Annotated in this window: 12 protein-coding genes; 10 read left to right on the forward strand and 2 right to left on the reverse strand. The window is 43.8% G+C overall.

Annotation, left to right across the window (positions count from 1 at the left end):
• Positions 1–16: 16 nt before the first annotated feature.
• Positions 17–856 (reverse strand): fatty acid metabolism transcriptional regulator FadR, encoded by an 840-nt coding sequence (gene fadR, locus FKQ60_RS03115; protein ID WP_154168618.1) that lies wholly within the window; start codon positions 854–856, stop codon positions 17–19.
• A gap of 340 nt (positions 857–1,196) precedes the next feature.
• Here fadR and nhaB point away from each other — a divergent pair, with 340 nt between their 5' ends.
• Together nhaB and dsbB are read left to right on the forward strand one after the other, a co-directional pair.
• Complete coding sequence (gene nhaB / locus FKQ60_RS03120; protein WP_158144075.1) at positions 1,197–2,783, forward strand: Na(+)/H(+) antiporter NhaB; 1,587 nt, start codon at positions 1,197–1,199, stop codon at positions 2,781–2,783.
• A gap of 97 nt (positions 2,784–2,880) precedes the next feature.
• Positions 2,881–3,399: a disulfide bond formation protein DsbB gene (gene dsbB, locus FKQ60_RS03125; RefSeq protein WP_158138161.1), complete on the forward strand. Its 519-nt coding sequence runs from the start codon at positions 2,881–2,883 to the stop codon at positions 3,397–3,399.
• Positions 3,400–3,451: 52 nt separating this feature from the next.
• Here dsbB and FKQ60_RS03130 read toward each other — a convergent pair whose 3' ends face one another.
• Entirely contained in the window at positions 3,452–4,456 is a 1,005-nt protein-coding gene (locus FKQ60_RS03130) for a carbohydrate porin (protein WP_170906007.1), read from the reverse strand.
• A 963-nt stretch (positions 4,457–5,419) separates the two neighbouring features.
• Here FKQ60_RS03130 and cyoA point away from each other — a divergent pair.
• The 8 genes from cyoA to FKQ60_RS03170 are packed head-to-tail and all read left to right on the forward strand — an operon-like array spanning position 5,420 to position 11,955.
• Positions 5,420–6,304: a ubiquinol oxidase subunit II gene (cyoA, locus tag FKQ60_RS03135; protein WP_158144077.1), complete on the forward strand. Its 885-nt coding sequence runs from the start codon at positions 5,420–5,422 to the stop codon at positions 6,302–6,304.
• Positions 6,294–8,354 (forward strand): cytochrome o ubiquinol oxidase subunit I, encoded by a 2,061-nt coding sequence (gene cyoB, locus FKQ60_RS03140; protein WP_115152710.1) that lies wholly within the window; start codon positions 6,294–6,296, stop codon positions 8,352–8,354. Before cyoA ends, cyoB begins: the two co-directional genes overlap by 11 nt.
• Positions 8,355–8,370: 16 nt before the next feature.
• Positions 8,371–8,979, forward strand: coding sequence for a cytochrome o ubiquinol oxidase subunit III (gene cyoC, locus FKQ60_RS03145; RefSeq protein ID WP_158138158.1), 609 nt, complete (start codon positions 8,371–8,373; stop codon positions 8,977–8,979).
• Entirely contained in the window at positions 8,979–9,317 is a 339-nt protein-coding gene (gene cyoD, locus FKQ60_RS03150; protein ID WP_004395624.1) for a cytochrome o ubiquinol oxidase subunit IV, read from the forward strand. Before cyoC ends, cyoD begins: the two co-directional genes overlap by 1 nt.
• Before the next feature lie 12 nt (positions 9,318–9,329).
• Positions 9,330–10,247: a heme o synthase gene (cyoE, locus tag FKQ60_RS03155; protein WP_004395625.1), complete on the forward strand. Its 918-nt coding sequence runs from the start codon at positions 9,330–9,332 to the stop codon at positions 10,245–10,247.
• On the forward strand, positions 10,244–10,870 hold the full coding sequence (locus tag FKQ60_RS03160; RefSeq protein WP_004395626.1) for an SCO family protein: 627 nt from the start codon (positions 10,244–10,246) through the stop codon (positions 10,868–10,870). Before cyoE ends, FKQ60_RS03160 begins: the two co-directional genes overlap by 4 nt.
• Before the next feature lie 2 nt (positions 10,871–10,872).
• Positions 10,873–11,409: a copper chaperone PCu(A)C gene (locus FKQ60_RS03165; protein ID WP_004395627.1), complete on the forward strand. Its 537-nt coding sequence runs from the start codon at positions 10,873–10,875 to the stop codon at positions 11,407–11,409.
• 18 nt (positions 11,410–11,427) lie between these two features.
• Positions 11,428–11,955 (forward strand): hypothetical protein, encoded by a 528-nt coding sequence (locus tag FKQ60_RS03170; protein WP_346009387.1) that lies wholly within the window; start codon positions 11,428–11,430, stop codon positions 11,953–11,955.
• Positions 11,956–12,020: the final 65 nt, after the last annotated feature.

Genomic DNA, 12,020 nt, shown 5'->3' on the forward strand with positions numbered 1-12,020 from the left:
AAAGGGTAGCTAATAGCTAGTGATCATCCTCGGTAAAGTTCGATGGCAACGTCATCTTCATTTGATTCCAAATCTGCGCACTAGCAATACCATAGTGGCGGATCACATGAGGCAATTGCTCAAAATTTTCGGTCTGACACACATCCAGCAACTGACGATAAAACGCAAGGGCCAGTTGACGAGCCTCAGGATTAGAAAAATAGTAGCTACCAACACGGTCATAGAGCTTCTTAACCCCATTAAAGATCAAGCCATAAATTTGGTTGCCCGAGTGGAAAGCTAAACGTTGAAAAAGCATGTAATCATAGAAGTTGAACGTTTTAGCGATCAAGGCATCTTGACGTTTTTCTTCATCTTTCTCACCATCTTCTTTGATATGCTGTTTGATTTTTTCGGCATAAGGTGAAGAAGCGATAAACGCATCCCAACTTTCAGCATTCAGCAGTGCTTCACTGCACTCAATCACATTACTGATCGTTCTTGCCGAGCTCTCTTGATTGTTTTTAAATGCGTAACGCATAAAGATTGGGCTGATATTAGTCCGTGCCGCTAACAGATCCTCAACGATACTGGTGGCATTTTCGGCATCCAATGTCATCAAGGTGTCTAATATATGCAAACCTGAGGTTTCCATAAATTGATTCACTTTGGTCGGCTTGCCATGTTGAATGGTTAACCATCCATCACGAGCCAGACGCTGTAATACTTCACGTAAAGTGGTTCGAGTAACGCCGATAAGTTCTGATAATTCACGTTCTGCGGGTAAAATTGACCCAGGAGCAAAGCGGCCATTCCAAATGCTTTCGATGATGTATTTTTCTGCAAAACCCGCTGGGCTTTTTGCCTTGATAACCATTAACTACTTATCCAGTGTCTGTTGATTTGCGTCGAATAGTACTCATCATACCACCAGTTGTCATTCAGCGGAAACAAACCCTCAGTAAAGTTATGTGAGCTTTTTGTTGGAGTAATTACTCTATTTTTTGACAAGGTTTTATTAGTCTCGTCATATAACTACGATTTTTTCAATGTAACTTACCAAAAACAAAGCGTTAAAAGCCGTGCTACTATATTTACTCTCCAATCCTCATCCTCTACTCTTATCCGTCTCTATCCTCAACGACTGAGGAAGCCAGTAGCAGAGCTGCGGCTCATCTCATGTCATCAAGGTCGCTAACTAACTGAGAGAAATAACCATGCCGATGTCACTCGGAAGTGCCTTTATTAAAAACTTTTTAGGCAAAGCGCCTGATTGGTACAAAGTTGCCATTATTACCTTCCTTATTATCAATCCTATCGTCTTCTTTTTCATCGATCCTTTTGTTGCCGGATGGTTGTTAGTCGCGGAATTCATTTTCACTTTAGCTATGGCGCTGAAGTGTTATCCTCTCCAGCCCGGTGGATTACTGGCGATTGAAGCGATTGCGATAGGCATGACCAGTCCAGAACAGGTCAAACACGAGTTAGTCGCCAACATTGAAGTTCTACTTTTATTGATGTTTATGGTCGCAGGGATCTACTTTATGAAGAACTTGCTCCTGTTCATTTTCACCAAAATCTTACTCGGCATCCGCTCCAAAATACTGTTATCTGTCGCCTTTTGTCTGACTGCCGCCTTTCTTTCCGCTTTCCTTGATGCGTTAACCGTCATCGCCGTGATCATCAGTGTCGCGGTCGGATTCTATGCCATTTATCATAAAGTGGCTTCTGGGCAGCCCATTCTCGCTACGCACGATCATACTCACGATGAGCAAATCTCTGAACTGACTCGTAATGACTTAGAAGACTATCGCGCTTTTCTACGCTCACTATTAATGCACGCAGGCGTCGGTACCGCTTTAGGGGGCGTGATGACCATGGTTGGTGAGCCGCAGAATCTTATCATTGCCGATCACGCGGGTTGGCTTTTTGGTGAATTTTTCATCCGTATGGCCCCCATTACTATTCCTGTGTTGCTTTGCGGTATTTTAACTTGTGTGGTGATAGAAAAATTTCAGATATTTGGTTATGGCGCTCCACTGCCTATCAATGTACGACAAATACTCATGGACTTTGATAGCCAAGCTCGCCGCAACCGAACAAAACAAGATATTGCCAAACTTTGGGTTCAGGCCTTGATTGCCGTTTGGCTGATTATTGGCTTAGCTTTACACCTTGCTGCAGTTGGTCTGATCGGTTTATCAGTGATCATTCTCGCCACCAGCTTTTCTGGTATCGTTGAAGAACATGCGATGGGTAAAGCTTTTGAAGAAGCGCTGCCCTTTACCGCGTTACTGGCGGTTTTTTTCTCGATTGTCGCCGTGATCATCGATCAACAACTGTTTACACCTATTATCGATGCGGTTCTGCATATTGATGATAAGGGCAGTCAACTGGCTCTGTTTTATGTTGCTAATGGCTTGCTATCGATGGTTTCTGACAACGTATTTGTCGGTACGGTCTACATTAGCGAGGTTCAAGCGGCGTTAACACACGGCATTATCTCAAGAGATCAATTCGATCTTCTTGCAGTGGCAATAAATACCGGGACCAACCTCCCCTCTGTAGCAACGCCTAATGGCCAAGCCGCTTTCTTATTTTTACTCACTTCAGCGCTAGCGCCATTAATTCGCTTGTCGTATGGGCGCATGGTGTTTATGGCGCTACCCTATACCATTGTCATGACCTTAGTGGGATTAGTCGGTGTGATCGTCTTCCTAGAACCGATGACTGGGTATTTTTATGATCTTGGCTGGATAACCCATCATAGCCTCAAAGCGGGAGCCATGCTCAGCAGCCATTAAAAATTGTATTGAATAAGAAACCAATCCAAGCTAAAAAGCTCTAATCGACGACGAAATGACTATTTCGTCGTCATGTTAATTTAGCAAGGACAGTCATGTGAACTTTATCTTTCAACTTCAACGCTTTTCCCGCTCTCGTCTATCATGGGCTTTACTGCTTGGCTTAGTGATTTTTTTTGAACTTTGCGCACTTTACTTCCAGCATGTCATGCTGCTTGCTCCCTGCGTGATGTGTGTTTATGAACGTATCGCTATGCTCGGCATTGTCGGTGCCGCAGGTATCGGCTTAATTAACCCCCAACGCGCTCTGTTGCGATGGCTTGGTTTTGCCGGTTGGGGTTACAGCGCTTATCAAGGCCTAAGCCTTTCACTCCAACATGTCGATTATCAACTGAACCCATCTCCATTTAATACTTGCGATCTGTTTGTTACTTTTCCGAGTTGGGCACCACTTAATCAATGGATGCCGTGGATGTTTGAAGCGTATGGCGATTGTAGCCAAATCTCTTGGCAATTATTCAATCTATCGATGCCGCAATGGTTGGTGGTAATTTTTGCAGGTAATTTACTCGCGCTGAGCGTGATGGTGGCCGTACAGTTTGTAAAACAGAAATGATAAAAATGCCCACCATGATGTGGTGGGCAAAATCAGCAGTGCAATTAATTACTTAAAAGAAGTATTTGAAACGAACGCGAACACCTACATCTTGATCATCGGCAGCGTTGTCAACTTTCGAGAAGTAAGAACCCAAGTAGATAGAGAAATCTTGTACATCCATTACGTTAGCAATTTCATAAGATGCCCAAGTCGTATTCATTTTCTCTTTGCTGCCAGTATCTGCTTGTGAATAGATATGGCCTAAACCAAAGCGCTTATACTGAATCACTGCACCAATGGAAGTATCTTTTTCAGTACCAGTGACATCAAAATCACGGTAGGCGTAACTCAAATCCAGACTAAAGTCTTGTACTGAGTAGTTAACCGTTGCACCATAACCAAGATAATCATTAGCCGCATCGGCTTTATCTGCCGTTAGGTTTGCTTCTAATGCTACAGCAAAACGTAAGTTATCTGTAGCTTGGAAAGCGACCACAGGGCGAACAAAAACTGCGTTTTTGTCAGCGCCATCATTTTGCTTAAACAGCGAACCTAATTCAAAGTAGAGACTATCGATCGATTTTGCATAGCTCACTTGACCATAGTCACCACGGCCACGAGCGTCTTTCATACGGTAAGGTTCAATAACATCGCCAGCGGCATTAGTACGAGCAAAATCGAGCATCGTATCTTGGCCAACAGGGAACATATCAAAGCCTTCAAAGCGACCAATTTTTAATTCCCAATCGGCTTGGCGACCAATAGCGAAGAAAGCATCATCCAGATCCACATCACCGCTGGATTTTAGTAGCGGCTGAACTTGAACTCTTAAATAGTGATCATTCGCGACTTCACGTTCTGCTGCGATCTGCACCAAAATACGGCCACTTTGACTAAAGTCTTGAGTACCTTGATTGTTTCTGTCTTTATCGACGAAGTTAAGATCATACTCAACATCACCGCCAATCGTAAATAAACCCTGTTCATTTTCAACGCTGATCCCTGCATTTGCAGCCAGTGCAGCAGAGACCAAAACAGAAGCAAGCGAAAGTTTACCAAAGGTATTAAATTTCATTATTATCTCCATTGACCTTAAGGTCATTGTGTTGATTTTATTAGTTTAGTGCTGTCCTTAGCTTTACCCAGACCCCAAGTGTGCGATTAGGGGGTACATCGTTTTCATGTGGTTATCGTTTTGAAGTCCGAGGTCAGTGACCACTGTGCATGAGAATCCCTTCGTGCCGCTGACGAGCTGAGTGTACATTCACCAAATAGATAGAAACCATGAATCTGATCACAATGAAAACCGTTCCCAATTAATAAATTATGAATTATTTCCGTTTCGTCACGCTTATTAAATTAATTTGGATACGAAATTAATTACTGGCATGATTTTTAATGTTAATTTTTTTGCTGAAAAAATTAACATTAAACCCAAGAATGTTATTAGCTTGATAAAATATGTGGGCATAGGCATGGATAAAATGATGAATGGCGGAGACGAGAATGATATTACTTATGTGTGCATGATATCGTTAGAGGTTAAATAATAGCTCCCTTCTCTTGGTCTGAAAATAATCTTGCTTTCACCTCGCCATGATTTAGCTTATCGTCAATCAAGCCTCACCATCATTGGACCTGTTACGGTCGACTTACCGAATTGGTCATGGCAAACCTTCCTCTAGCAGCCATAAAAATAGCGCGCCATGTCAATGCGAAAAACAAATATAAATATGCCAATGATCGAACCACTCTCAGTATCCGTAAACGAGCTTAACTGACAGCGAATTAATCGTTTTAGCACTTTTCTTTGTTGACAAAATGAAAAACTGCAGTGAACTCGGTAGCTTTGTTGTGACGTAGAATGCCAAATGGCTACTTAGTTGTAACATACGTGTATAATGTGTTGCAGACTGCTTTGTTTTCTTTAGAATAATGTGCCGAAGCAAACTAGTTGATAGATAATCCCTCATCACTGACTTAGTTTTGACGTTTATTTATCCATTACATAAGACTCTATGGTTTCCTGGGAGGAAAAATGAAAACCAAAAGTAACATTAAAGTTACTTTGATATTGTTAGGGGTTGCGGTTTTAGGTCTTATTGGCGCTATCTTCAGCACTGATATGGTGTTGTTTGATCCCAAAGGACCGATTGGTGAAGCGCAAAAATCACTGATCATTACCTCCGTGCTACTCATGGCAATTATCATTATCCCGGTATTGTTCATGGCGATTTACTTTCCTTACAAGTACCGTCATAGCAACACTAAGGCTGAGTACAAACCCAAGTGGGAACACTCAACGAAGATTGAAATCGTCGTTTGGGCGATTCCATGTTTGATTATTCTCGCGTTGGGCCGCATCACTTATCTTACTGCTTTTTCACTCGATCCGAGGCAAGCAATAGAGTCAGATAAGCCACCGTTGACTATTCAGGTCGTCGCGATGAACTGGAAATGGCTATTCATCTACCCAGAGAAAGGAATCGCCACCATCAACGAAATTTCATTTCCCGTTGATCGCCCAGTGCAATTTCTGGTGACTTCAGATACAACGATGAACTCTTTCTTTATCCCTCAATTAGGTAGTCAAATCTATGCGATGGCAGGGATGGAAAACCGTTTGAGTTTAATGGCTTCTGAAGAAGGTGTTTATCGTGGCATGTCAGCGAACTACAGTGGATTAGGTTTTTCCAATATGCATTTTAAAGCTCATGCCGTCACTGATGAGCAATTTGAGCAATGGGTTAACCAAGTAAAAAGTTCAGGCAACGTGCTTGATGACTATAGCTATCAAGCGCTAGTGGATAATTCCCACGAGCAAATTCGAACTCAGCACCCGATTACCTACTTCTCTACGGTTAATCCACTGCAATTTAAAGACATCATTGAGAAATATTCAGGAGTCCAAAATGGCTTATAAAGGCGATGTTCATGCCGAGCCGAATGCAGTCTTCGGTAAACTGAACTGGGACGTTATCCCGTATCATGACCCGGTTATTTTACCCGTCATGCTTGCGGTTGTTCTCGGCGGTTTAGCACTGCTCGGTTATATCACTTACGCAAAAAAATGGGCTTACTTATGGCACGAATGGTTTACCTCTGTCGACCATAAGAAGATAGGTCTGATGTACATCATCGTCGCAGGTGTGATGATGTTTCGTGGATTTGCTGATGCTGTCATGATGCGTTCGCATCAAGCTGCAGAGAGCGTCGGTCTTGGATACCTTCCACCAGAGCATTACGACCAAGTCTTTACCGCTCACGGCGTGATCATGATTTTCTTTGTTGCGATGCCCTTTATCGTCGGCTTAATGAATATCATTGTTCCGCTGCAAATCGGGGCTCGAGATGTCGCCTTCCCTTTCCTTAACTCTTTGAGTTTTTGGTTATTCGTGGCAGGGGCAATTCTTGTCAATATCTCATTGTTTGTCGGTGAGTTTGCAGCAACGGGTTGGTTGGCTTATCCTCCTCTTTCAGGGAGTGAATATAACCCTTGGGTCGGGGTCGATTACTGGCTGTGGGCGCTGCAGATATCCGGGATAGGTACCTTGTTAACTGGGGTTAACTTCATCGCGACGATATTGCGCATGCGAGCGCCTGGAATGAAACTCATGCAGATGCCAGTATTTACTTGGACATCGCTCTGCGCCAACGCCTTAATTGTCGTTGCATTCCCGATTCTAACCGTCACTATTACCCTACTCACCCTTGACCGTTATATCGGTACTCACTTCTTTACGAGTGACATGGGTGGTAACCCAATGATGTACGTAAACTTGATTTGGGCTTGGGGTCACCCTGAAGTTTATATCTTGATTTTACCTGCATTTGGTATTTTCTCAGAAGTGGTGGCGACGTTCTCACGCAAACGTCTTTTCGGTTATACATCGTTAGTTCTTGCTACCGCTGTGATCATGCTGCTTTCTTTTGTGGTTTGGTTACACCATTTCTTCACCATGGGGGCGGGAGCGAGCGTCAATGCCTTCTTTGGTATTGCAACCATGATTATTTCCATTCCAACCGGGGTGAAAATATTCAACTGGCTATTTACCATGTACAAAGGACGGGTCGAGTTCTCAGCCAGTATGTGGTGGACTTTCTCCTTCCTTATCACCTTCACTATCGGTGGTATGACGGGGGTTATGCTGGCCGTTCCTGCGGCTAACTTTGTCCTACACAATAGCTTATTCGTTATCGCCCACTTCCATAACGTGATTATTGGTGGTGCGCTGTTCGGCTACTTTGCAGGTTTAACCTACTGGTTCCCGAAAGCAACCGGCTTTAAGCTCAACGAAAAATGGGGCAAGATCTCTTGTGTCCTATGGAGTGTCGGCTTCTTTGTTGCCTTTATGCCTGTCTATGTATTGGGCTTTAACGGCATGACTCGTCGCTTATCGAGCATAGAAAACCCAGAATGGGCACCGCTGTTGTGGATTGCTGCTGCGGGTGTTGGTCTCGTCGCTCTTGGCGTGGCTGCGCAAGTATGGCAAATCTTCATCAGTATCCGTGATCGCAAAGATAACTTAGATACCACAGGTGACCCATGGAATGGCCGCACTCTTGAGTGGGCGACATCGTCACCACCACCATTCTATAACTTTGCGACATTGCCAAAAATTCACGATCGTGATGAGCATCACTACCGTAAAGAACATGGTATGGCATACGTGAAACCTGAGCGTTACAAACAGATCCATATGCCAAAAAATACTTGGGCTGGCGTCGTAATCAGTGCTTTCTCATTGGTATTTGGATTTGCTTTTGTTTGGCATATCTGGTGGATGGTGATTGTTGGCTTCGTTGGTATGATTGGTGCGTGGATTGCTTACAGCTTCGACCGCAACAAAGATTACTATGTTCCAGTATCGGAGGTTGAAGCGATTGAAACTCCGCATCTAGAGCGCGTTTATCAAGACCACCCGCATTTCAACTCTCAACCAGAGCTTTCTGGCTCTAAACAAACGGTATGAGGATTGAGGAGTAATAATGAGCACACATACTCAAACTAATGACTTACATGATGATCATGATCATCATGATACCGCCGGTGACGATCTCTTTGGCTTTTGGGTTTATATCCTAAGTGACTGTTTATTGTTCGGTACCCTGTTCGCTGTTTTTGCGGTTTTTTCTAACAGCTTTGCTGGAATGGTTGAACCAAGCGCTCTGTTTGACCTTTGGTTTGTTGCTGGCACAACGGCTTTACTATTGCTAAGTAGCTTAACCTTCGGTATGGCAATGCTAAAGCAAAATGCCCATGATATGAAAGGCATGGCGACTTGGCTAGGCATTACTTTCGCGCTAGGCTTTGGCTTCTTGATCATGGAGCTCTATGAGTTCCATCATCTTAGCCTCGCTGGGGCTACTTTTAGCACCAGTGCCTATTGGTCATCTTTCTACGCATTGGTGGCGACTCACGGTCTGCACGTCTTTGCTGGTTTAATTTGGATGATCGTCTTATTCTTCCATTTTAAACGTGATGGTTTCACCACAGCGAATAAGACCCGCTTAGCACTACTCAGCTTGTTCTGGCACTTCTTAGATATTATCTGGATCTGTGTATTCAGCGTAGTGTACTTAATGGGGGTAATGTAATGGAACACTCTTATGAACAGACCCATGGTGGTCAAGCGCATGGTAGCGTGAAAGAGTACTTACTGGGTTTCTTGTATTCAGTACTCCTGACGTTAATCCCATTTGCGATGGTGATGGCAGACATTGGCTCGCCAACCACCAAAGTTGTGGTCATTCTGATCTGTGCCGTGGCTCAGATCCTAGTACAACTTGTGTTCTTTCTACATATGAACACCTCATCAGAGCAAGCTTGGAATGTGATTACCGCCGTCTTTTCTGTGGTAATTGTCGCTATCGTCTTAGTCGGCTCTATGTGGATCATGCAGCATCTTAACCACAATATGCTGATGGGACACTAACTGGAAGTAATGATGTTCAAGCACTATTTACAACTTACTAAACCAGGCATCATCCGCGGCAACCTCGTTGCCGCGGCGGGTGGTTTCTTTCTGGCCTCACAAGGTCAGATTGACTGGCAACTTTTTATTGCTGTTTGCCTTGGCACCAGTTTGGTCGTAGCCTCTGGCTGTGTCTTTAATAACTATATTGACATAGACATAGATGCAAAAATGCAGCGTACACGTAACCGTGAACTGGTACAAAAAATCGTTCCCGTTTCACACGCGCTGATGCAAGCTTGCTTACTTGGGCTTGCTGGCTTTGCCATTTTGTATTTTTTCACCTCAAAACTTGCCTTTGGCTTCGGTGTACTGGGTTTTGTCGTTTATGTCGGCTTTTACAGCCTCTATTATAAACGCCATTCTGTGCATGGTACTTTAATTGGTGGTTTATCTGGTGCTTGTCCTCCTGTCATTGGTTACTTTGCCGTCACTCATCAACTTGATATTGGTGGCGCCATTTTATTTTTAACGTTCTGTATTTGGCAAATCCCCCACTCTTATGCGATTGCCATTTATCGATTTAATGATTATAAAGCGGCTAACATTCCTGTTCTTCCTATTCAAGAAGGTATCGCTAAGGCTCGCTACCATATCATTGGTTATATTATTGCCTTTGCTGTGGCATGTTGGGCACTCACTTACCATGGATATGCGGGAAGCTGGTTCGCTTTAGGTATGGGATTGATTAGCCTTTATTGGTTATATATCGCCAAGGTTGGCTTTCAAAAGATGCCGACCGAGCAGTGGGGCAAACAATTAATGTTGTTATCTATTGCTTGTATCATGCTGTTCTGCTTATTGATTTCAGTTGATTTCGCTCATGTAGCAGTACATAACGATATTCAAGCGGCACTGCCAACGTTCAGTTTAGAAGGCCTATCGTCATGAGTTCAAAAGCGATTAAATACACCTTAATAACTGGGGCGATTTTGATCGCCATTGTTATTAGTTTGTATGTTAAATATTCAACCGTCCCCATCGGGGAGCGACCAGTACAACCCAATCAAATCGGTGGTAACTTTAGTCTTCATACCGCACTGGGTGACATTAATTTGGATGATTATCAAGGGAAAGTAGTGGTACTTTACTTTGGTTATCTGAGCTGTGCCGAGGTCTGTCCGGCGTCAATGGGCGTCATGTCGGCGGCTTTTCGCATGCTACCTGCCGAAGTCGGTGATGAGGTACAAGGCTTGTTTATCAGTGTCGACCCCTCGCGCGATGATCTGACATCACTGCATCAATTTGCGCAGCATTTTGATCCCAGAATTAAAGGCGCAACTGGCACTGCAGAAGACATTAATAAAATCACAAACCAATATGGTGTCTATTATGACATGGTTAATATGCAAAATTCCGCATTGAGCTACACCGTTGATCATGTCTCCCGATTCTTTGTTATCGCCCCTAATGGACAGTTTGTTACGTCGATGAGCTACAGTACAACACCGACAGAACTGGCTGCCCGTATCGAACGCACACTACAACGCTACCAAGAAACTAAACAAGGTTAATCATGAATCGTATTGTCCAACTCTTTATTGGCGTCATTTTGCTACTCGTATTAGCAACCATCGTTCGTCATTTCACGGCTGAAAGCGATGCCGCCTCTAGTCATCATCATGCTCATCATTCTTTACAAGATGAACAACTGATTGCTATCGGTAAAGGCTTATCGATTGCAGAGCCTAAAGCGAAAGCCACCATTCCAGGAACCAAAGTCAGTGCCGGATACCTCTCATTGGTCAACCAGTCTGACTCTGATATTGTTTTCATCGCTGCACGTAGCGATGCCGCAACACATACTGAGTTACATCATATGGTGATGGAAAATAGCCGTATGTCGATGCGTCAAGTCGAGAGCATCACGGTGCCAGCTCATGGTCAGTTTGATCTTACTCCAGGTGGCTATCATATTATGTTTATGGATATTGCAACGCCCTTCGTCGCTGGGCAAACTGTTGTTGTCGAATTGATCGATGATGCGCAAAATGTTTATCCTGTTGAGCTACCGGTACTGGATATGAGTAACAACCACACTCACGCCCATTAATCACCTCGGGAGAAAAAAGTGCTTACCTCCGCGAAAAAACTGTCTTTGATTGCACTCACCAGTACCATCTCTTGCAGTGTCATGGCTGAGTCTCCGACAAGACCCACAACCTCAATGGATATTATTGCCGAGCAGCAAGCACTGCCCTGCGAGAGCATGCTCACTGAATTTTCGGCAGAAGTACTGAAACTCAATCCACACCGCATGCTAGAGCAGATAACCCCTATTAGCCATGATCAGTTGTTTCATGCCTTCACGGTCACCGATTATCGAGACAGAGCGAGCCATATCACTTTTCATGCCGTAGAAAATGCCGCGGGCCAATGTCAGGCAACGGCGATCGAAAGTTACTTGTTACAAACCAATTGTGCTGACGCAAGGCACGAAGCGTTCAGTAAGTGGACATTTCAAGGTAAACTGAATCAAGAAACTATGGTTCTTACTAGCGATCGTATCGCTGGTAAACAAGCTTTTCTGACCGATCAAACCCCCGCAGTTTGCTTAGTTACAACTCGCTATCAAGTGATAAAACCAGCTAGCCAATAACCTACGCGTTTAATGATGAAAAAAGGCCCTGTTGAACACAGGGCCTTTTTATGTATAGATTAATT

The organism is Vibrio sp. A11 (assembly GCF_013048705.1).
Lineage (GTDB): Bacteria > Pseudomonadota > Gammaproteobacteria > Enterobacterales > Vibrionaceae > Vibrio > Vibrio metschnikovii.

Bases quoted from the DNA above. Each gene is read 5' to 3' on its own strand.
- FKQ60_RS03130 (WP_170906007.1), bottom strand. From the start codon at position 4,456: ATGAAATTTAATACCTTTGGTAAACTTTCGCTTGCTTCTGTTTTGGTC.
- cyoE (WP_004395625.1), top strand. From the start codon at position 9,330: ATGTTCAAGCACTATTTACAACTTACTAAACCAGGCATCATCCGCGGC.
- FKQ60_RS03165 (WP_004395627.1), top strand. From the start codon at position 10,873: ATGAATCGTATTGTCCAACTCTTTATTGGCGTCATTTTGCTACTCGTA.
- nhaB (WP_158144075.1), top strand. From the start codon at position 1,197: ATGCCGATGTCACTCGGAAGTGCCTTTATTAAAAACTTTTTAGGCAAA.
- cyoB (WP_115152710.1), top strand. From the start codon at position 6,294: ATGGCTTATAAAGGCGATGTTCATGCCGAGCCGAATGCAGTCTTCGGT.
- cyoC (WP_158138158.1), top strand. From the start codon at position 8,371: ATGAGCACACATACTCAAACTAATGACTTACATGATGATCATGATCAT.
- FKQ60_RS03160 (WP_004395626.1), top strand. From the start codon at position 10,244: ATGAGTTCAAAAGCGATTAAATACACCTTAATAACTGGGGCGATTTTG.
- fadR (WP_154168618.1), bottom strand. From the start codon at position 856: ATGGTTATCAAGGCAAAAAGCCCAGCGGGTTTTGCAGAAAAATACATC.
- cyoD (WP_004395624.1), top strand. From the start codon at position 8,979: ATGGAACACTCTTATGAACAGACCCATGGTGGTCAAGCGCATGGTAGC.
- cyoA (WP_158144077.1), top strand. From the start codon at position 5,420: ATGAAAACCAAAAGTAACATTAAAGTTACTTTGATATTGTTAGGGGTT.